Consider the following 23,038-nt stretch of genomic DNA (forward strand, 5'->3'; position numbering starts at 1 on the left):
GAGTTCAAGAAGTAAGCGCATACATTAATCGGGTTGTAACTGTTCAATCAGGCAATGCCGACCACCCTCAGTTCAGAGGGTATGGAATGTAACTTACTTTCGTTATCTAAATAACTAAATACCAATGTGTACAGCCTTACAGGGTTGCAACCGTTAAGGGCAAAACCTGAATTGCTGAATAACACGACTGATTTCCGGACGATCCGGTATGTTGTGTATGTTCAGTGGTTCAGGTTTTATTTGTTTCAAAAGTCATGGGGAGTCTACTTAGAGAGGGAGAATTACAATGAGCAACTACGATCAATTAGCTAAGGACATTCTGTCACGTGTAGGTGGTCGCGAGAACGTAAACAGTGTATTCCATTGCGTAACAAGACTGCGGTTTAAACTAAAAGATGAAAGCGTAGCCAAAACGGAAGAACTTAAAAATCTGCCAGGTGTTATTACCGTCATGCAAAGTGGTGGACAATATCAAGTTGTTATCGGCAACGAAGTGCCAGATGTATATAAAGCAGTCGTTAAAGTAGGGAATTTCCCAAGTGAAGGACAAGTGGAAGAGGAAACGGACAACTCAGGCAAAAAAGTAGGGTTGTTCAGCCGATTTATCGACATGATCTCGGGTGTGTTCACACCACTACTCGGTTTGCTGGCTGCCACAGGTATGATCAAAGGTTTTAACGAGATGTTTGTAGCCTTTGGCTGGATAACTCAGGATTCCGGAACGTATCAATTATTGAAAGCAACGGGGGACTGTCTGTTCTACTTCTTCCCGATCTTCCTGGGTTACACTGCGATCAAGAAGTTTGGCGGTTCACCGTTCCTGGGTATGGCGATAGGTGCATCTCTTGTTTATCCGACATTGGGCGGTCTTAAGGCAGGAGATCCACTGTACACCTTGTTTACAGGTACATTGTTTGAATCACCTATCCACATTACGTTCCTGGGTATGCCGGTTATCTTGATGGACTACGCTTCATCGGTTATCCCAATCATTATAGCGACATTTGTTGCTGTAAAACTAGAAAGATTCTTCAAGAACGTTATTCCGAAAGTGGTAAGCACATTCCTTGTTCCCTTTTTCACCTTGCTTGTAATTGTTCCAGCGACTTTTTTGGTCATTGGTCCAATCTCCACATGGGCAGGACAATTGATTGGCGCGGGAGCTACTAATATTTATGAATTAAGTCCTATTGTTACAGGATTGATTATCGGTGGACTATGGCAAGTGTTTGTATTATTCGGACTTCACTGGGGACTGGTTCCAGTTGCATTATTGAATCTTAGTACGTCAGGCGCTGATCCGGTTATCGCAATGTCATTTGCTGCTTCTTTTGCTCAAATTGGTGCTGTACTTGCCGTATTACTCAAAACAAAAAATACGAAAATAAAAACACTCAGTGTACCAGCATTTATCTCCGGTATATTTGGAGTAACAGAGCCTGCGATTTATGGTGTTACGCTTCCATTGAAAAAACCATTTATTATGAGTTGTATTGCTGGGGGGATCGGAGGCGGTATTCTCGGTTATGCAGGTTCGAAGATATACATGATTGGCGGACTTGGCGTATTCGGTTATCCAACTTTTATTAATAAAGAAACAGGATTAGACTTCGCGTTCTACATGGCTATAGTTGCTTCATTGATTGCATTCGTTCTTGGTTTCGTATTGACGTATGTGGTTGGATTCAAAGATCCGGTGGAAAAAGTAGCTAAACCTGCACCAGTACTTGATCCAAATCCGAACAGCAGATACGAAATCGTCAGCCCAATGGCTGGTGAAGTTGTTGCACTGAACGAAATTAATGACGTAACGTTTGCAGGAGAGCACATGGGTAAAGGGATTGCAATTCGTCCAACCAGTGGTAGAGTGGTATCTCCAATCACAGGTGTCGTTCAAACCGTATATCGTACCAAACACGCCATTGGTCTTGTAAGCGATGATGGTGTAGAGATGCTGATCCATATTGGACAGGATACGGTCAAGCTGAAAGGTCAACATTTTACAACCCATGTGAAAGATGGAGACCGTGTTAACGCAGGTGACCTGATTGTTGAGTTTGATCTGCAAGCGATTAAGGATGCAGGATATGAGACGGTTACACCGATCATTGTCACTAATACTTCAAATTATCTGGACGTTGTAGGAACAAAAGATGCATCCGTTCATGAGAAAGATAAATTGATCACGGTATTAAGCTAATTCAAACTAAGGATAGTTAAGGAGGAACTCCTCAATGAATGAAAAGTTTACAGCCTTCCCGGAGAATTTTCTCTGGGGAGGAGCAACCGCAGCGAATCAATTGGAAGGTGCTTATCTGGAAGGTGGCAAAGGTTTAACAACGGTAGATCTGATTCCGATTGGTGCTAATCGATGGAATATTGCTCTGGGTAACCTGGATTCATATGAACCAAAAACAGGGGAATTCTATCCTTCACATGAAGCCATTGACTTCTATCATCGATATAAGGAAGATATTGCGTTATTTGCAGAAATGGGATTTAAGTGCCTCAGGCTTTCCATAGCCTGGGCACGGATTTTCCCTAATGGCGATGAAGCGGAGCCAAACGAAGCAGGCTTGCAATTTTATGATGATGTCTTTGATGAGTTATTAAAATACAACATTGAACCTGTCGTGACGATCTGCCATTTCGATGTACCTGTACATCTGGTCGAAACTTACGGCGGGTGGAAGAACCGCAAGATGATCGGTTTCTTTGAGAAATATGCGACGACGCTATTCAATCGATATAAGAATAAAGTGAAATACTGGATGACGTTTAACGAGATCAACATGTTGCTGCATCTTCCGTATATTGGAGCGGGAATTGTCCTTCAGGATGGTGAAAACAAAGATCAGGTTCTGTATCAGGCAGCACATCATGAATTGGTAGCGAGTGCACTTGCTGTTAAGGCTTGTCATGAGATCATTCCGGATGCACAGATTGGATGTATGTTAGCTGCTGGAATGGTGTATCCATACAGCTCTAATCCGGATGATGTATGGAAAGCCATGGAGAAAGATCGTGAATCGTTCTTCTTCATCGACGTACAATCGAAGGGAGCATATCCGGGTTATACGAAAAGATTTTTCAGAGAAAATGACATTTGGATTGACATGCAACCGGAAGATGCAGATATCTTGATGCAGAACACAGTCGACTATATCGGTTTTAGCTATTATGCAAGCCGGTGCACCAGTACAGACCCTGAGATTTTGAAAGATTCGACAGAAGGCAATGTATTTGGTTCGGTGAAGAACCCTTATCTGCAAGCTTCCGAGTGGGGGTGGACCATTGATCCTAAGGGGCTTCGAATTACGCTTAATCAACTGCATGACCGCTATGGCAAACCTTTGTTTATCGTAGAAAATGGACTTGGAGCAACCGATGTGTTGTTAGACAATGACTCCGTAGAAGATGACTATCGCATCGAATATTTGAATAGTCATTTTGCCGAGATGGCTGAAGCGATTCAAGACGGTGTAGAGCTCATAGGTTACACAAGCTGGGGACCGATTGACCTGGTCAGTGCGGGTACCGGAGAGATGAAGAAACGTTATGGCTATATCTATGTAGACCGAAATAATGATGGTACGGGCACACTTCGCAGAGTGAAAAAGAAGAGTTTTCACTGGTACAAAGATGTCATTGCGAGTAATGGCGCACAATATTTCTGATACAAGATGTCCGACGCTATAGAATAAACAAAGAGCAGTCTCGTTATTATGGGATTGCTCTTTGTTTATGAGGGGATGAATTTGACCCATGATGTGGCTTTCAGATATAATAAAGAAATGAAGAGAATCTTGTCACTTAAGAAGGGAGGAGCATCCACTCATGAAGAAAAAATCACTTGCGTTTATATCTTCGGGATATGGATACTCCACTGCTGTCTTTTTCTAGAATCTATTCCAAGGGTGAAGTCTGCCCAAAATCGGAAGAAAACTAGGAATTAACGCAGAAAAATCTTAAGAATGATGAGGTAATCCAGATGAATATTGACAAAATTACTAGAACAAATCCAGAAAATATGCCAGCTCCTGTAGGTCAGTACACGCATATTACAAGAATCCCGAGAAATGCAGAGTTATTTGTGACTTCGGGTCAAATTGGAGCAGATCATAATGGACTCTTTCCAGAGAGTCTGAATGAGCAAGTCACTAATACATTTAATAATATTAAAACAGTGCTCGAATCTGAGCGCTTAGATGCTGAACATATTATCAAAGTGAACGTATGGGCAACCGAGGAAATCGATTGGGATTTCTTATATGCCGAGTGGGGACAATTATTTAGTACGGATTACCCTGCAATGACGATTGGATATATTACGGCGTTAGGTCTCCCAGAGATTAAAATTGAAATAGAGCTTTGGGCAGCAAAAGTGTAACATCGAATACTTTTTAACCAAACGAAGGAGCATCTTACTTACAGATGCCCCTTCGTTTTTTTATTTGTGAAAAATACAAAGGATAATCCTTTGTGCAATCATGAGCGATAGTAGGTGGGTGTATTATGGCACCTGCAAGCTCTGATAAGCATTCAGTCGACCATATGTCCAGTAGATCCCGGAGCCTGATAGCGGATCAGAAGCGAAACACAGCCCATCACGAATCTGAGCATTTGTTTTCCCTTGTGCAGCGAGAAGTGCAGCTACTCCTGCCACATGAGGGGCAGCCATGGACGTACCGCTAAGGTAGGCATAGGAACCTCCCAGGTATGTGGATAGTATGGTATCACCCGGTGCGGCCATATCCACCCAGGAACCATAGTTGGAGAAATTGGATTTGAGATCGGAGGGATTGGTTGAAGCGACAGCAATCACGTTGGGATACGAGGCGGGTACGATTGGGAATGAAGTGTTGTCGTTACCGGCTGCAGCAATAATCACAGCTCCTCGATCCCAAGCATACTGTACGGCAGCTTGTAGGAAAGCATTTCCCATCGGCCCACCAAGGCTCAGGTTAACAACCTGTACACCGTTGTTGGCAGCAAAGACAAGCCCGTTACCTACATTACCTATCGTTCCTTGCCCGTTGTTATCCAGTACCCGGAGCGGAACGATGGATGCGAGTGGAGCAGCGCCTGCGATGCCCACACCATTGTTGGTAACGGAGGCAGCGATCCCGGCTACATGGGTGCCGTGGCCGTTCCCGTCCTCAGCAATGTTATCATAATCAACATAATCATAACCGGGGAGGAGCTTGGAGGCCAATTCTGGATGATTCAGCTGTACACCGGTATCGATAATGGCGATTTTGACAGAGCTGTTACTCTGAGTAATATCCCATGCAGCGGGTGCATTGATTTTGGACAAGTTATACTGATAAGGAAAGAAAGGGTCATTGGGAGTGAAGGATGCCTCAACGAGGTAATTCGGCTCTGCATGTTCAATAAGCTCATGATCTTTGTAATGTTTCAGCATCCGGTGCATTTTTTTGCGGGATTCCACACGGTACCATCCTAAATCTTCATAGGTCTCAGCGACCTTACATCTCCCTTTTTTGTGAAGGGTGTGCATCTCATCCTCGGTTGTACCTTCCTTGAATTTGACGAAGAGTTGCTTGGGAGCGTGAGGGTGAAACTTCCTCTGGGCAAGTTGGTTCAGATAACGATACACGAACCCGATTACTAGCACAATGAAAGCAAAAACACCTAACCATAACCACATGAGCGTTTATCCCTCCAATATGATTTGCGACACGCCTTATCGTATGCGAACTCTATCAGACTGCGCGGGCACTCTTGCAATTTGGATAGTAGTGTAGATAGATTGATAGGAAGGGATAAATTCGGTAAGATGATATGAAGAGAGCCGCTTTGGCATGAACAAGATTTAAGGCAGGGCCGAGAGGTAACTCCTAAATACAGAGGATAAGGAATGTGGTTTTATTGACACAACTTCAGAGTATACCGACAGTCACACCAGTTCAGTCACACCAGATTCATGATGCCATTGATTTTGCCATGCGTGTACGCAGAGAAGTGTTTCCGATGATGGATCATACGAAATTGCCTGTAGACTTCGAGCAGTTCAGAGAACATTATCTGGACTCCGATGATTCGATCTTTCTTGTTGCAATGATGGAGGATGCGGGCATCGTCGGTTCTATTGGGATATTACCATATGATGGACGTATCGAAGCTGTGGAAGGTCGATATGCAGCTCGATCGGCTGCCGAAATAGTAAAGTGTTATGTAGATCCCGCGTATCGTAGGTTTGGCATTGGTTCGATGTTGATGAACGAACTGGAGAGCGTGGTAAAGGATATGCACTATACGACGCTGTATTTGCATACACATCGCTTCTTGCCAGGAGCCGTAGATTTTTGGAAACGCCAAGGGTTTACGGTTATTGCTGAGCAGGATGATGACTGGCAAACCGTACATATGGACAAGTTGGCATGTAAGTAACCATTGGAATTTATTGAAGGAAAATGACATTATGATGGTAATGGGGGGATCTATCCATGTATTCAAGTCTGATTGAGAAACTGGAGCATACCGAGGTTATACGCTGGTCCCCGAATCATCAAGTTCAAGAGAGCTGGATTACCGAAATTGAACAGGAGTTGGGCTTTCCGTTACCTCCGTCCTATCGCTGGTGGCTTCTGAATTATGGTATAGCGATGTTAAGTGGAACCGGAATTCTGACCATATCGCCTCCAGAACACCGAGAGTATGCGGACACTGATATTTTGTATAGATACCGACTTGCCGACGAAGACGCGAAGAAGGAAGGGAAGCTGGAACTGTTTGTACCGGACGAAGATGAATATTACTATTTTGATACGCGGACGGCAGATCACCTTGGAGAGTATAAAGTGATGCGTTTGGATTACTTTAATGGGGAACCTGAAGTATACGCGGATTCTTTTGCCGAATTTTTGGAGAAGTTGATCGATCAGCGAACACCACGGAATAGGTAATTTTGTAAAAGGAAAATGCCTGTCGGCACTCGCTCGGTTAGACATAGACAATATACATGATGGGGGCTAGACAGATGAACGAAACGAAGCGAAAAATTGTTTTTATTGATATTGATGGCACACTGGTAGATGATGACGGAAGTATTCCGTTGTCAGCACAGAAGGCTTGTAAACAGGCCAGAGAGAACGGACATCTGCTCTATTTATGTACAGGCCGATCCAAAGCAGAAATTTATGATTCCATCTGGGATGTCGGATTCGATGGTCTGATTGGTGCAGGTGGGGGTTATGTGGAGTTTGGCAAGGACGTGTTATATCACAAAAGGGTAACAGCAGAAGATGTTCGACATATGGTCGATTTTTTCAATGAAAACGGCATTGACTTTTACCTTGAATCCAATTCGGCATTGTATGCGAGTAGCAATCTTCAACCTCACCTGGAACGCCGTATCTATGGCGATGTGGAGAATGACCCTGTAGCCAGAGAGAAGAAGGAGCTGAAACCGCACCCGTTTATTGCCGGATTGACGTATGGAGAGGCCGACCTGTACAAGGATGACGTGAACAAAGTATGTTTCTTGGAGAGCTCAGCCATCCCGTTTGAGCGGATCAAGCAAGAGTTTGAAGGGAAATTCGAAGTCATTCAGTGCACTGTGCCGATCTTTGGTGAAGGAAGTGGTGAACTGATGATCCCTGGCATTCACAAAGCCATTGCAATCGCCGATTTGCTGAAGCATCTGGGCATGTCCCAAGAAGATACATTTGCCATCGGTGATGGCATGAATGATGCCGAGATGTTGGAATTTTGTAACATCGGAATTGCCATGGGTAATGCGAAGCCTGGACTGAAAGCCATTGCAGATGATATTACTGGAACAGTCGAGGAAGATGGATTGTATCATAGTTTTGTGAAGTACGGATTGATCACTTGATAAAGAAATGAGGCAATCTGGAAAACAGTTAATACGTACACCCTTTGTCCCAAACCTTATTATAGACCCTGCATATATTATTGCAGGGTCTTTTTTTGGTTTAAACAGATCAATTTATATTTTTACAAAAGGGTTCTAATCAAACCATAACATCTAAGTGAAGGAGAGAATCGAAATGGCCATTCTATCAACCGGACCTATCGAGAATAATGCCGTCAGTGATGTACGGCCAACACAACAAGTTACCGTTAAAATTGATAACAGGAATTCTCTGGATGGATCCGTTGTTTTGATACAAGGGTATAATCTGACCTCTACGAGGACTTTATATGTCAGCGAGCAGATTTCAATTGATCCGGATCAGGTAGTGACAAGAACTTATTTTGCCAATCTTGATGCATTTGAATTTGTCTTTACAGTTGAAGGTGTAGCTATAGAGCAGACAGAGATTTCCGTGTGGGGCAAAAATGAAAACGGCCAGCTTGTTGCTGCACATCGATTAGTTTCTTCCGAACTTGATATAGAGGGGGATAATACGTCAGTCAACCGCATATATGTAGCCAATTTTAATAGTAACGATGTTTCCGTCATTAATGGCGATACGAATACGGTCATTGCTACCATTCCTGTGGGGACGAATCCTGCAGGGATTGATGTCAATCCATTAACGAGTCGTATATATGTCGCAAACAGAAGCAGTAATACCATTTCCGTCATTAATGGTGTAACCAACGCGGTAATTGCTTCTATTCCGGTTGGGAATGAGTCAGGGGACGTAGGAGTCAATATAGCAACCAATGCCGTTTATACAGCAAATTTTAATTCATTGGATACAACTGAAGATGTAACCGTTATTGATGGATTAACCAACACGGTGATTGATGCGATCACTATTCCTGGACTCAATTTTTTAACGGGTATAGGCGTCAATTCCTTAACCAATCGGATCTATGCAGTTAATTTTAATTCTGATACTGTCTCTGTAATCGATGGAGTAACCAATACAGTGATTGCTACAATCCCCGTTCAGGTCAATCCATTCCGTATAGGTGTCAATCCAGCCACCAACCGTATTTATGTATCGAATTTTACCAGTAATACGGTTTCCGTTATTGATGGATTGACGAATTCCGTCATTGATACCATTCCAGTCGGCGTTACGCCAGCTGAAGTAGCGGTTAATACCTCCACAAATGCCATTTACGTACCCAATCGAGACACGGATAATGTTTCAGTAATTAGTGGATTAACAAATACCGTGATTACTACTGTTCCGGTCGGGAATAATCCAAACGGAGCGGGCGCCAATCCGTTAACTAATCGAGTTTATATAAGCAATCAAGATGACAATACCATTTCTGTGATCGATGGCGAAACAAATACGGTGATTGCTACTATTCCGGTGGGGGCACGTCCGTTCGCAGTAGGTGTAAATCCGTAGAAAGGTGAGGGGGTTCGGATGAAAGAAGTTATAACGGCATCAGACTTAATGGAGCAGCTGATCACCATGAATAAAGAAAATTCTGTATGCCAAGTTAGGATTCCAGGTAAGGAGAATCGTGAGTCTTGAATGATCAGATCAGAATGGAACAGGCATCTCCTCAATGGGGGTGTCTATTTGCATTAAGGAGCCAAAAAAGAAGCACGAATTTTTTTCCGTTAATAGAAATAGATGCCCCTCCTTTTGACTTTGTTATTGCATAACTCCTAATAAAAGTTTATTATAAATTTTGCAAACAAGGAATTTATTGGTTTTAGGTTGTCAAAGTGCATGAAATATAAAGTTGATACATGGAGGATGCTGGATGAGTAATGTAGCTCTGTTGTTTCCTGGACAAGGTTCTCAGATGGTTGGGATGGGTAGAGACTTTTGGAATAACTTCGATGTGGCTAAGAAGTTATTTGAAGAAGCAAGTGATGCCATTTCTTTCGATTTGAGAAAGTTATGTTTTGAAGGTAGCATGGCTGATTTGACAATGACAATGAATGCTCAGCCTGCACTTTTGACTGTTAGTGTCATAGCATATCAGGTGTATATGCAAGAAATAGGGATGGAACCGGCTTATTTGGCTGGGCATAGTTTGGGAGAATATTCGGCTCTGGTATGCGCAGGTGTTCTCTCATTTCATGACGCCATTAAACTGGTAAGACAACGAGGTATCATCATGCACAATGCAGACCCGGATCAGAAAGGTACCATGGCCGCCATTTCAGGTATTCATTTAGATACACTTCAAAACATATGTGAACAAGTTTCCACGATCGAGCGTCCTGCTTGTGTGGCTTGTGTGAACGCGGACCAGCAGTTTGTCATTTCGGGACATCGGCACTCTATACAAGAAATTATTAAAAGGACAGAAACCCTGAGAACGAAACATTCTTATATCAATGTAAGTGGTCCCTATCATTCTCCCATGATGCAAACCGCAGCAGAACAATTCAAAGTTGAATTGGATCAATATCAATATGCCCATGCTAAATTCCCGATTATTTCAAATGTTACAGCAGCACCCTATGAGCCTGATCGATCTGTCGTGGATTATTTAACCATGCAAATGACGATGCCTGTAAGATGGTCAGAGTCTATGCTCTATCTGGTTGCAAATGGGGTTACAGAAGTTATAGAGTTGGGTTCTAAACATGTGTTAGTTAGTCTTATGAGTAAAATAACGAAGCGTATTATACCGTACTCGCTAAGTCAGCCTTCCGATTTACTAATGCTTACAAATACACAGGAAAGGAAAAATAAACGGTTAACGATTCGTAAAAAGTTGTTATCAGAACTTATAGTAACCGCACTCATTTCACGGAATTATAACCCTGATTCGATATCATACACCCAAACGGTTGAGCCATTATTTAACCAATTACAACGGGCAAAGGAACAAGTAAACAACAATGAATATGAACTTAGTGAAGAAGAGATAAATGATGCTCTACAGGTATGTCATTCCATTATTATAGCAAAAAATATTCCATTGGATGGAACCGCGTTGATTGATGCAATCTAGTACTCGATCTGTTCTTTTGCAAGATCTATATTACAGCAACAGACTGCCTTTTTATAAGGTAGTCTTTTTGTCCTTTAATGCATCTGAACTTGTTGAAGCTTCAGATATTTGGTAATAAATATGTCAATAACCCACAAATCAATCTCTATTTTTTACCATATAGTAACAATAAACTGATTGATTTTACATATATTTCTATGGTAAAATTTTGCTTGAAATATGTGTAAATAATTAGATAAGCATGTTAGAGATGATTCATTTGGAGGAGAGATATGTATACTAATCAGTTTCAAACACTAGTGGATATTATCCGCGACAGAGGTAAAATAACGGACCGCGGTATTCGTTTTATCGATGCGGACAAACGTGAAACTTTTATATCTTATCATCAATTATTTACTGAGGCACAAGGGTATTTAGGTTATCTACAAGCCATCGGAATTAAACCTAAACAAGAGATTATTTTTCAGATTCAAGAAAATAAACGGTTTTTAGTTGCATTCTGGGCTTGTATACTCGGTGGAATGATCCCTATCCCTGTAAGTATTGGTGAAGATGAAGAACAAAACTTGAAAGTATGCCGTATTTGGAATTTGCTAAATAACCCTTTCATGATTGCATCTGAGAAGGTGCTGGATAAAATGAAGAGATTTGTTTTGGAACATGACATGCTTGATTTCCATCATCAATTAGAAGTCAGAACGGATCTGATCCAAGATACCATATATCATTATGAATCTATTAATAATATAGTTGAACCTCAGTCTGATGACTTGGCATTTATTCAATTTTCTTCTGGATCAACCGGTGATCCCAAAGGCGTTATGCTCACCCATCGAAACCTGATTTATAATACTTGTGCTGCTATTAATGGCACACAAATTAGTTCAAACGATAGTTTTCTCTCCTGGATGCCCCTTACCCATGATATGGGTTTGATTGGATTTCATCTCGTACCCCTCGTGGCAGGAATTCATCAGTACTTGCTCCCAACGGAATTATTTATTCGCAAACCGATTCTATGGATGAAAAAAGTAAATGAACACAAAGCAACCATACTGTCTTCTCCTAACTTTGGTTATAAATACTTCCTGAATTTCTTTCGCGAAGACAAAGCGGAGGGATGGGATCTGTCATCTGTCAGAGTCATCTATAATGGGGCGGAACCTATATTACCCGAAGTGTGTGATGAATTCCTAAATGTATTGTCAGCATATCACTTAAAGAAAACAGCCATGTTTACCGTATACGGATTAGCAGAGGCCTCTGTTGCCGTCTCCTTTCCCAAGGTAGAAGAAGAATTTACTGCGGTGTACGTTCACCGGGATCATCTGAACTTAGGGGAGCGTGTCATCGAAGTCGAGAAACATGCTGAACATGTAGCATCATTTGTTGCCGTTGGCGAAGCAATTGATTATTGCCATGTTAGAATTTGCGATGAGGAAATGAACAGTGTTCCCGATTTGGTTATTGGAAAAATTCAAATCAAGGGGGATAACGTCACCCAAGGTTATTATAATAATTCACTTGAAACGGAGAAGTTATTAACGCACGACGGATGGGTGAATACAGGAGATCTGGGTTTCATCATGAATGGAAAACTGGTTGTAACAGGGCGGGAAAAAGACATTATCTTTATCAATGGTAAAAATGTATATCCCCATGACATTGAACGTGTCGCCATACAATTAGATGATATTGAACTCGGAAGAGTTGCTGCTTGTGGTGTGTATGATTCGAATAGTCAAAGTGAAGAAATTATTGTGTTTGTCGTGTACAAAAAAAAGATCGAACACTTCTTGACGCTTGTTAAAGAAATCAAAAGACATCTATATAAACATGGGGGATGGAGTGTCAAAGAGGTACTGCCCATCAAAAAATTACCCAAAACAACAAGTGGGAAAATCCAGCGGTATCAGTTAGCCAAGCAGTATGAAGCAGGCAAATTCTCAACAGAATCTGCATTCATCCATGACTGGATTAAGAATGACAATGACAAGGCAAAGGGAAAGGCTGCTGTTTCGGTTCGAGTCATAGAACGTGAATTAATTTCACTATTTTCTGAAGTGGTGGTTGGGAAAAAGGTTGAACTTGAGGATAGCTATTTTGATATGGGTGCAACTTCATTACAGCTGGCCCAAATCGCTGAACGTATAGAACAAAAATACGGAGAAGAGCTTGCTGTTACGGACCTCTTTACCTATCCCTCGATAACTGAATTGGCAACATATCTGGCTAGAGGCTACAGCGAGACCATGCAAGTCAACAAAACTCAAGAGGATCATACGCCATCCAAAGATATTGCTATTATCGGTATGTCTTTGAATCTCCCTGGTGCATCAAATGCAAGCGATTTTTGGCGTGTTTTGGAAAATGGAACGCATAACATTCGGGACTACCCGGAAAGTCGGATAAAAGACGCAGCGGATTATATACAATCCATGCGAAGTGGAATGAGCGAAGTTCAATGGATCAAGGGTGGTTACTTGGATCAAATTGATCAATTCGACTATTCTTTCTTTGGCATAACTCCAAAAACTGCACAATTTATGGACCCGAATCAAAGGATGTTCTTGCAAACGGCATGGCATACGATTGAAGATGCTGGGTATGCAGGGGAAGGAATCAATGGAAGAAATGTGGGCGTGTACGTGGGGTATTCCAAAGTTGGGTATGATTACGAACGGCTCGTGACGGCGAGTTACCCCGCAGAACTCAAAAATTATATCATTGGAAATTTACCATCTGTACTGGCGAGCAGAATTGCATATTTCTTGAATTTAAAAGGCCCGGCCTTAACGATTGATACCGCTTGTTCCTCCTCACTTGTTGCTGTTCACATGGCATGTAAAGGATTGCTCGCAGGAGACTGTGAAATGGCAATCGCAGGAGGCATTCGAACGGCATTATTACCGATAAGTATCGGACTGGATATGGAATCTCCAGATGCATTGACGAGAACGTTTAGCGAAGATGCCGACGGCACGGGATTTGGCGAAGGTGTTGGGTCGGTCATGTTGAAGCCAATGCAGCAAGCGATTAAGGACGGGGATCATATCTATGGTGTGATTAAGGGAAGTGCGATTAATCAGGATGGAAAGACGGTAGGAATCACAGCACCTAACCCGGAGTCACAGACCAATGTGATCGAACAGGCATGGAAAGAAGCCGGCATTTCTCCTGATACGCTTAACTTTATTGAAGCACATGGAACAGGAACAAAATTAGGTGATCCGGTTGAGTTCAATGCTTTGCGTAAAGCTTTTGAGAAATATACGGATCGGAAACAATTTTGTGCAATCGGATCTGCCAAAGCTAACATTGGACATGGTTTTGAAGCGGCGGGGATCGCTGGATTAATTAAATCTATTCTTATGTTTCAACATAGAAAGATTCCACCATTGGTTCACTTTGACAAGCCTAATCCCCTGCTTAAGTTTGAAGCTTCACCTTTTTATGTGAATCAGGAATTAATGGCTTTTGGTGAAAAAGAGGGTCCATTACGATGCGGGGTTAGTTCTTTTGGTTTCAGTGGTACCAATGCGCATGTGGTTCTCGAAGAATATGTTCCTTCCCCAACCGTAGATAAAAGAATGTCCCAAGAGCCTAATCTATTTGTTCTGTCTGCTGCCACGGAACGGGCGCTGGATGAATTGGTCAGAACGTATCATGAATATCTAACCGATCACACGGATGTTTCCATTCAACAAATCTGTTATACAGCCAGTACGGGAAGGGCTAATCTGGATTATCGACTTGCCATCGTAGTCACGAGTACACAAGAATTACATGAAAAATTGAAACGAATTGCAAGCGGAGAGGGTAAACTGCCAAATGTTTATTTTGGTTATGCCAAAAAAGACAAAACGCTTGTTAGCGATCATCTCTATGTTCGGGGAAAGGCAGAATCTTTAAATGAACTCGGTCAGTTATTTACACTGGGGGCAGTGATTGATTGGGAAAGGTTTTATAATCATGAAGTCATTCGGAAAATTCCATTGCCTCTATATCCATTTGAGCAGAAGCGCTGTTGGATTGAAGTCAAACACACGATACCAGCGGGACATAGGTCAGAGAGGAATGAGGTTCAAATGGAGATGAATACAAACGATATTGAATTAAAGATTAAAACAAGTATCAGTCGTGCATCTGGTTTGAAGTTGGAAGAGTTGGATCATCAAGCTCATTTTCTCCAGATGGGATTGGATTCCATCATTCTTGTGCAAATTCAGAAGGAGATCTCAGAGCTGTTCCGTTTGGATATCCCGATGGAAATGTTTTTTGAAACCCTTACAAATATTAATTCCTTAGTTAAGTATGTGTCAGAGAATATAAAACAACATGATGTATCTGAGAACATAAAGAATGAAACCGATCAGGAGCGTACTGAACAACAAAATCTGGCATCTGTGAACAATATAAACACGGCAAAATCATCAGGGAATGTGTCGGAACAAATTGTGATGTCTGCCATTCAGCTCATGGAGTCCCAATTAAAAAGTTTGAATGTGCTGTTAGGCGAGCAAGTGAATACAATTCAATCCCCGCTTCCGGAAATGAAACATCATGAAACCAAACCAACCAAAGAGATCCAACCCAATTCGGAATCAAAGGAAGCTAAACCTTTTATACCGTATCAATCGTTGAAGATTCATGAAGAGAGCGGATTATCACCGCTTCAGAACCAGTATGTTGAACAGTTTGTAACAAAGTATACCGCAAGAACCAAAGGCTCCAAATTAAAAACAGGCCAAACACGTTTGGTTCATGCGAATAATCGCAATGTATCCGGATTTCGCTCGTATTGGAAGGAAATGGTGTATCCCATCATTTCAACGCGTGCAGAGGGATCTAAGTTATGGGATCTGGATGGGAACGAGTATTTGGATCTGACGATGGGATTTGGTGTAAATCTATTTGGTCATAATCCAGCTTTTATTCAAAATGTAATAGCAGACAGCCTCCAGGAACAATTGCCTCCATTGGGCCCTATGTCAGATTTGGCAGGAGATGTTGCAGCAAAAATTTCCGAGTTGACAGGTGTAGAGCGTGTCGCATTTTATAATTCAGGAACAGAAGCTGTCATGGTTGCACTTCGTTTAGCGCGGGCAGCAACAGGGCGTTCCAAAGTTGTATTATTTTCAGGATCTTACCACGGTACACATGACGGCGTGTTGGGTGTAGCGAATCCTGGGGATGCTTTATCGTCTGCGCTGCCCATGGCTCCTGGTATTGTAAATAGCGCTATGGAAGATTTGATTATTCTTAATTATAACCATCCGCAATCCCTGGATATGATTCAGAACCTGGGTGATGAATTGGCTGCTGTGCTTGTAGAGCCGGTGCAAAGTCGAAGACCTGATATGCAGCCAACACAATTCTTACGGGAACTTAGAGAGATCACGAAACAGTTTGGCATTGCACTTATTTTCGATGAGGTCATCACTGGATTCAGAATTGGTCTGGGTGGGGCACAAGGTTGGTTTGGGGTTCAAGCAGATTTGGTTACGTATGGGAAAGTGGTCGGTGGCGGGCTACCTATTGGCATAGTCGCGGGTAAAGCTGAATTTATGAATCCGGTAGATGGTGGAACCTGGAACTTTGGTGATAGTTCTTACCCTTCCGACGCAGATAAGAAAACGTTTGTGGGTGGAACCTTCTGTACACACCCTCTTACGATGAGAGTGATGTTAACGGTATTACAGTATCTTCAATCTGAAGCAGAAACTTTATATAAGGAATTAAATGAAAAAACAGATTATCTTGTAAAAGAATTAAATGCGTTTTTCAAAACAGCGAATGTACCGATGCAAATGGTGAACTATGGATCTTTATTTCGATTTATATCATTTGGAGATATGGAATTATTCTTCTACCATTTAATTTATAAAGGTTTATATATTTGGGAAGGCCGTAACTGTTTTATATCAACTGTGCATTCCATGGGTGACATGGATACGATAATCAGAATCGTAAAAGAGACGATCCATGAACTACGCGAGTGGGGGTTTATCCCTGGTGAATCGCCTGTTTCGGAATATCCGCTCTCTTTAGAGCAAAAACAATTATTTTTAACTTCATTACATGGGGAAGATGCGAATGCTGCATTAAATCAGAGTGTTATTTTAAAAATGACAGGTGGAATAAAACCTTCCACACTGGATCAGGCCGTGAATCAAATCGCACAGCGTCATGAAGCCCTGAGAACAGTCATTCATGCCGATCGTGAAACACAACAAATCATATCCGAAATGGAACTTCAATGTACATGGTTGGATTTCTCAGCATATGCGGGTGAGGATCAAGAACGGGAAATTTCCAATTGGTTATCTGCCGATGCAAATGAAGCCTTCGATTTACAGTCTGGGGAACCTCTATTTAGAATTACCTTGCTTAAAAAGGCAACTGATCAATACCTTATGGTGCTGACATTTCATCATATTGTTGTTGATGGCTGGTCGATTGCTGTATTCATTCAAGAGTTGGAACATACCTATTCTGCTCTGGTCCGAGGAGTTTCGGTTCAATTACCTGAAGCCACTCCATTCCGAGCGTATTTAAGATGGCAACGACTTGAACATGAAAAAGGCTCATTTACCGAAGGGATTCAGTTCTGGAAAGAACAATTTTCCTTATCCTATCCCAACATTACACTTCCAACGGCACCGTCCGATGATGTGCCCAAGGGATATGACGGTGAAAGATATTCTATTAAGCTAGATCATCAATTAACAGAGTCATTGCGAACGTTAAGCATCAATAATAAGAGCAGTTTATTTGTAACGATGTTTGCAGCGTTTCATTTATATTTGCATCAACTAACAGGGCAGTCTCACCTTGTCATCGGCGTGCCTACAGCGGGTCAGTCTCATATGCGAAAAAATGCGCTGATTGGCAACTGTGTCAACATTATACCTGTTCATCATGCCCTATTAACGAAGCAATCCGTTGTAGACCATGTTCTTCAGCTCAAGGAAACGCTGGCTCTTGTCATGAAGCATCAGCATGTTCCATTGGCCCTCGTATCCGAACAGCTTGCTCATATGACTGCACCGGATACCCGGATTTTATTCAATATGGACAGAACGATTCATCATCTTCAATTTGAAAATATCAAGACTGGATTCATGTCGTATCCGATCAAACATATTTCTTACGATTTATTTCTTAATATTACGGATGTTAGCCATGAATTGTACCTGGATTTTGATTACAATACCGAGCTTATTGGACCTGAAATGATGAAATTGTGGTCTGAAGGATTTAAGGGTTTGCTGCAAAAAATGGTGAGTCATCCAGAGGCTGAAATTTCGTCTTTGACGTTGTTCTCATCCGAGCAACAGGACCAATTACAGGAAATATATAATCGGTTTGTTACGGAGCGTCTTCCTCACGTTAATCATGCAGCCATATTCGAGTCTCCAGTCAATGACGTGGAGAAAAAGCTGGCTTTGATCTGGGAGGACGTATTATCCCTCGATCAAGTGGGGAGACATGATCACTTTTTTGATCTCGGAGGTAACTCGCTCAAGGCGACAGTAATGCTATCCAAGGTACATGAACAGTTTCAACACAAAATTTCAATCGTTCAATTCTTCCAAAACCAACGTCTGAAGCAGCTGGCCAGTCTGATTACAGGCGAAAACGAGGAAACATTCATTCCGATTAAGGCATTGGACGTCAAGGAATTCTATGAGACATCATCTGCACAACAGCGGATCTACTTTTTGGATCAATTTGAGCCGAATAGTGTGTTTCAGAACATGTGCGGCCATATTACGGTCACAGGAAATATCGATGAAGCTAAATTGATTTCGTCATTGGAACAAATCGTGCACCGTCACGAAGCTTTTCGCACCAGTTTCCATCTGATGGATGGAGAGCTTTACCAGCGTATTGCTCCAACGATTGATTTTGAAGTGAAACGATCTCAGGAAAGTTCTGCTTCATTCGAACAACATGTTAAGGCGTTTGCCAAACCATTTGATTGCTCCAAAGCGCCATTAATACGTGCCGAATTCATTCGTGTAAACGATGATCATGCAGAGATTCTCATCGAGATGCATCATATTATATCGGACGGATATTCCGTTGGCATTCTTGCGAATGAACTGATCGATGTGTATGACGGAAGAAGCATGTCGGACATTGAGGTTGAATACAAAGACTTTACAGCTTGGCAGAAAGAATTTCTGGCGGGGGAGTCTTATAAGCAGCAAGAAAAATATTGGCTGGATCAATTCAAAGGAGAACTCCCGAACCTTAATCTGCCTACTGATTTTGTTCGTACACCTCATCTGACTTCGGCAGGTTCTAGATTGTCATTTGTGTTGGATCAGCATTTGAAGCAGTCGCTGGAAAAGCTTGCGAAACAAACGGGAACTACGATGTTTATGGTGTTATTGGCAGCGTATAATGTGCTGCTTCATCAATACACAGCACAAGAAGATATGATTGTAGGCACGCCAACATCAGGAAGAAACCATCCGGATGTCGAGAATATGATAGGTGTCTTTATCCAGACGGTAGCGATTCGCTCACAGCCGGTGGGGAATAAGTCGTTTCGATCCTATCTCGAAGAAATTAAAAAACAATCCCTGGATGCATTGGATAATCAGGACTATCTTTTTGACAATCTTGTAGAGAAATTAAACACACATCGGGATACCACTTGGACAGCACTTTTTAATACGATGTATATCTTCTTAAATACCGCGTTGAATCAACGGCAAGAACAGGATTGCAGCTTTAAAGTTAGAGAATTAAATGTCGGTGTATCGTTGTATGATCTGATGTTCATCGTTGAGGATGATAACGAGTGTCTGGAAATGCACTTTAATTACAAGACGGAGCTGTTTGAACGGGATACCATCGACAGAATGAAAACACATCTGTTCAACATCCTCAGAGACATTGTGATCGAACCTGATATTGCCTTGTCCGATATTCAAATGCTGTCTGAACATGAGCAGGACGTTCTTTTATATGACTTTAATGATACCAACATAGAATATTCCCGGGATCAGACCATACAGGAGTTATTCGAAGCACAGGTGGAACGGACACCTGATCAATTGGCTGTTAGTTTTGGAAATGAGCGATGGACGTATCGTCAATTGAATGAACGGGCGAATCAGTTGGCATATACGCTTAGAGCTGAGGGAGTGCAGCAGGATCAATTTGTAGGTATTCTGACAGATCGTTCGATTGATATGATCGTTGGCATCTTTGGCATTCTAAAAGCAGGCGGGGCGTATGTACCGATTGATCCGGATTCTCCTGAAGAGCGTATCCGGTACATCCTACATGATTCGGGGGCAACGTTGTTAGTCACGCAGGAGCATTTGAAGCAGTTGGTATCGTTTAATGGAAAAATGATTGATTTGGACGATGAAGAAACCTATGCAGCTAATCTGTCGAATCTGGAAACGGAAGGGAATTCCGAGCAGTTGGCTTATATGATCTATACTTCAGGCACAACAGGCATGCCAAAAGGTGTAATGATCGAACATCGTCAGGTTCATCACTTGGTTAAAGCGTTGTACAGTCAAGTTATAGATGATCAGCTTAGCGGTTTGCATGTTGCTTTACTTGCGCCTTACTATTTCGACGCATCTGTGAAGCAGATTTTTGGCGCACTGCTGTCAGGACATGCTTTGTTTATTGTAGATAAGGACACGGTACTGGATGGACAAGATTTAATGAATTATTATCAGCACCACCAAATTGATTTGACAGACGGAACACCTGCGCACCTGAAATTGCTTTCGAAGGCAAAAAACGTTCAAGGCATATCGCTAAAATATATGCTCATTGGCGGTGAAGCTCTTTCTCAGCAAAGTGTAAATGAAATCACATCATTATTTGCTCTCAATCATATCACGCCGCCAGCCATAATTAATGTGTACGGTCCAACAGAATGTTGTGTGGATGTTGCGACATACCGTGTACTTCCAGAACACCTGGATACAGCGAATCAACGAGCTCACCTACCGATTGGTCGAACATTAGGAAATAATCTCCTGTATGTATTGAACAAACATGGCAAAGTTCAGCCTGTAGGCGTCGTAGGGGAATTATGTATCTCTGGCGATGGGGTTGGTAGAGGATACTTGAATTTACCTGAGCTGACAGCAGAAAAATTTGTACGTGATCCGTTTGTCCAGGGAGCGACAATGTACAAAACGGGAGATTTGGTGAGATGGCTTCCCGATGGCCATATCGAGTATCTGGGAAGAATGGATCACCAAATTAAGATTCGCGGATATCGGATCGAAGTAGGAGAAGTCGAAGCAACGCTGTTAGATCTAGAGTGTGTGAAAGAAGTTATCGTCATTGCACATGAGGATGATCACGGGGACAAATCGTTATGTGCATACTTTACAGCGGATTCCACGCTGACGGTGGGAGAGTTAAAACAAAGCCTCTCTAAGGTGTTGCCGAATTACATGGTACCAGCCTACTTTATACAATTGGATCACATGCCTCTGACATCGAACGGGAAAATCGATCGCAAATCGCTTCCGAGTCCAGAAGAAAACATACAAACGGGAAGTGAATATATAGAACCCCGAACTGGGGTGGAAAAACAGTTGCTGCCTATTTGGCAGGATGTGCTTGCCGTGAAAAAAATCAGTGTAAAAGACAGTTTTTTTGATGTAGGAGGCAACTCTTTACGTGCGACCAAGCTGGCCGCCAAAATCAATCAAAAGCTGAATATCCACATATCGGTAAGAAACGTCTTTGAATGGCAGACCATTGAACAGATGGCTCAATCTATTGAACAAATGGAACAGGAAGTATCAGTTTCCATTCCTCAAGTGGAGGAAAAAGAATATTATCCTATTTCTTCGGCGCAAATGAGAATGTACATTATGAGTATCAAAGCTGGCAAGGAACTCATGTACAACATGTCAGGTATGTTTATGTTGGAAGGATCGCTTGATCGGACCAGATTGGAAGAAGCATTCCAACAATTGATTCATCGTCATGAATCGCTTCGGACTGGATTCAAAGTCATACACGGAGAACCAAAACAGATCGTATACCCTAAAGTGAACTTTGGAATTGAATTGATCGAGTCAACGGAAGTAGAGATCGAAGATCGAATTGAACAGTTTGTTCGCACATTTGATCTCGGGCAAGCACCTCTTATGAGGGTGGGACTTATTGAACTTCAGCAGGAGCGTCATGTATTGCTGGTAGATCTCCACCATATCATTGCAGACGGACTATCCGTGCATCTTCTGATGACTGAACTTAGCCAGTTCTATAAGGGAGAGGAGCTGTCTCCTCTTCGAATTCAATATAAGGACTATGCTGAATGGCAGCAAATGCAACTTCATAGTGAGCGGATGAAAAAGCAGGAGAAGTATTGGCTTACTGTGTTTGGTGAAAGTATCCCGCTATTGGATCTGCCAACAGACTACGAAAGACCTGAAACCCTATGCTATGCGGGAGATGTATTGGACATTGTTTTGCAGGAAGAGATCTTTCCAGGCTTAAGGAACATGGAAGCACGGACAGGAACAACGTTATATATGATTCTATTAGCCGCCTATACCATTCTATTATCTAAATACAGCGGACAAGAAGATATCATCGTGGGCACGCCGATTGCAGGAAGGACACATGCTGAGCTGGAGCCGGTTATGGGGATGTTTGTGAATACACTGGCTATTCGAAATTATCCTGCGGGGGATAAAACTTTTACGCAGTATCTGCTGGAAGTGAAAGAAAATATGTTGAACGCATATGAGAATCAGGATTATCCGTTTGAGGAATTGATCGAGAAAGTGAATATAACCAAAGATGCTCGGCGGAATCCGTTGTTTGACACCATGTTTGTATTGCAGAATACAGATGCTTCAGAGATTCAGATGGATGGAGTAACCTGTAAGCCTTATGCACCAAACACGAGAGTATCCAAATTCGATTTAACGTTGTATGTTACCGAATTGCAACACAAGTTAGAAGTGGCCTTTGAATACAGTACGATTTTATTTGAGAAAACAACGATTGAAGCGATGTCACAAAATCTGTTGGTCATATTAACAACCATTGCCAAAGACCCTCATATTGAAATCAACAAGATTCAATTGGTTGAAGAATTAATAGATGGGGATACGCTGGCGGATCTAATTGAAGTAGATTTCTAAAATAACTA

The 23,038-nt window shown here is 42.1% G+C and carries 10 protein-coding genes; 9 read left to right on the plus strand and 1 reads right to left on the minus strand.

Going from position 1 to position 23,038, the window contains the following annotated elements; translation table 11 throughout:
- The first annotated feature begins 286 nt into the window (after nucleotides 1–286).
- From MHI01_RS00515 to MHI01_RS00525, 3 genes are all read left to right on the plus strand, one after another.
- Complete coding sequence (locus MHI01_RS00515) at nucleotides 287–2,200, plus strand: beta-glucoside-specific PTS transporter subunit IIABC (protein WP_340982257.1); 1,914 nt, start codon at nucleotides 287–289, stop codon at nucleotides 2,198–2,200.
- 34 nt (nucleotides 2,201–2,234) lie between these two features.
- On the plus strand, nucleotides 2,235–3,677 hold the full coding sequence (locus MHI01_RS00520; RefSeq protein ID WP_339283089.1) for a 6-phospho-beta-glucosidase: 1,443 nt from the start codon (nucleotides 2,235–2,237) through the stop codon (nucleotides 3,675–3,677).
- Between the two features lie 314 nt (nucleotides 3,678–3,991).
- Nucleotides 3,992–4,390 carry a RidA family protein gene (locus tag MHI01_RS00525; RefSeq protein WP_127547577.1) on the plus strand — a complete coding sequence of 133 codons (399 nt, stop codon included), beginning with the start codon at nucleotides 3,992–3,994 and terminating at the stop codon, nucleotides 4,388–4,390.
- A 123-nt stretch (nucleotides 4,391–4,513) separates the two neighbouring features.
- Here MHI01_RS00525 and MHI01_RS00530 read toward each other — a convergent pair whose 3' ends face one another.
- Complete coding sequence (locus MHI01_RS00530) at nucleotides 4,514–5,671, minus strand: S8 family peptidase (RefSeq protein WP_340982258.1); 1,158 nt, start codon at nucleotides 5,669–5,671, stop codon at nucleotides 4,514–4,516.
- Between the two features lie 221 nt (nucleotides 5,672–5,892).
- Here MHI01_RS00530 and MHI01_RS00535 point away from each other — a divergent pair, with 221 nt between their 5' ends.
- The 6 genes from MHI01_RS00535 to MHI01_RS00560 all read left to right on the plus strand — a co-directional run bounded on the left by MHI01_RS00535 (nucleotide 5,893) and on the right by MHI01_RS00560 (nucleotide 23,030).
- The gene (locus MHI01_RS00535; protein WP_339283084.1) at nucleotides 5,893–6,414 is read left to right on the plus strand and encodes a GNAT family N-acetyltransferase; all 522 of its coding nucleotides are present in this window, start codon (nucleotides 5,893–5,895) and stop codon (nucleotides 6,412–6,414) included.
- Between the two features lie 56 nt (nucleotides 6,415–6,470).
- Nucleotides 6,471–6,929, plus strand: a complete 459-nt coding sequence (locus MHI01_RS00540) for an SMI1/KNR4 family protein (RefSeq protein WP_340982259.1) — start codon at nucleotides 6,471–6,473, stop codon at nucleotides 6,927–6,929.
- 74 nt (nucleotides 6,930–7,003) lie between these two features.
- Nucleotides 7,004–7,861, plus strand: coding sequence for a Cof-type HAD-IIB family hydrolase (locus tag MHI01_RS00545; RefSeq protein WP_047843448.1), 858 nt, complete (start codon nucleotides 7,004–7,006; stop codon nucleotides 7,859–7,861).
- Nucleotides 7,862–8,036: 175 nt separating this feature from the next.
- Complete coding sequence (locus tag MHI01_RS00550) at nucleotides 8,037–9,302, plus strand: YncE family protein (protein ID WP_340982260.1); 1,266 nt, start codon at nucleotides 8,037–8,039, stop codon at nucleotides 9,300–9,302.
- Nucleotides 9,303–9,666: 364 nt separating this feature from the next.
- Nucleotides 9,667–10,872, plus strand: a complete 1,206-nt coding sequence (fabD, locus tag MHI01_RS00555; protein WP_340982261.1) for an ACP S-malonyltransferase — start codon at nucleotides 9,667–9,669, stop codon at nucleotides 10,870–10,872.
- Between the two features lie 272 nt (nucleotides 10,873–11,144).
- Nucleotides 11,145–23,030, plus strand: coding sequence for an amino acid adenylation domain-containing protein (locus tag MHI01_RS00560; protein WP_340982262.1), 11,886 nt, complete (start codon nucleotides 11,145–11,147; stop codon nucleotides 23,028–23,030).
- Nucleotides 23,031–23,038 lie beyond the last annotated feature (8 nt).

The organism is Paenibacillus sp. FSL M7-0656 (assembly GCF_038003225.1).
Taxonomy (GTDB): domain Bacteria; phylum Bacillota; class Bacilli; order Paenibacillales; family Paenibacillaceae; genus Paenibacillus; species Paenibacillus amylolyticus.

Excerpts from the sequence above, each read along its gene's own strand:
- MHI01_RS00550 (WP_340982260.1), top strand. The coding sequence starts at position 8,037 with ATGGCCATTCTATCAACCGGACCTATCGAGAATAATGCCGTCAGTGAT.
- MHI01_RS00545 (WP_047843448.1), top strand. The coding sequence starts at position 7,004 with ATGAACGAAACGAAGCGAAAAATTGTTTTTATTGATATTGATGGCACA.
- fabD (WP_340982261.1), top strand. The coding sequence starts at position 9,667 with ATGAGTAATGTAGCTCTGTTGTTTCCTGGACAAGGTTCTCAGATGGTT.
- MHI01_RS00515 (WP_340982257.1), top strand. The coding sequence starts at position 287 with ATGAGCAACTACGATCAATTAGCTAAGGACATTCTGTCACGTGTAGGT.
- MHI01_RS00525 (WP_127547577.1), top strand. The coding sequence starts at position 3,992 with ATGAATATTGACAAAATTACTAGAACAAATCCAGAAAATATGCCAGCT.
- MHI01_RS00540 (WP_340982259.1), top strand. The coding sequence starts at position 6,471 with ATGTATTCAAGTCTGATTGAGAAACTGGAGCATACCGAGGTTATACGC.
- MHI01_RS00520 (WP_339283089.1), top strand. The coding sequence starts at position 2,235 with ATGAATGAAAAGTTTACAGCCTTCCCGGAGAATTTTCTCTGGGGAGGA.
- MHI01_RS00530 (WP_340982258.1), bottom strand. The coding sequence starts at position 5,671 with ATGTGGTTATGGTTAGGTGTTTTTGCTTTCATTGTGCTAGTAATCGGG.
- MHI01_RS00560 (WP_340982262.1), top strand. The coding sequence starts at position 11,145 with ATGTATACTAATCAGTTTCAAACACTAGTGGATATTATCCGCGACAGA.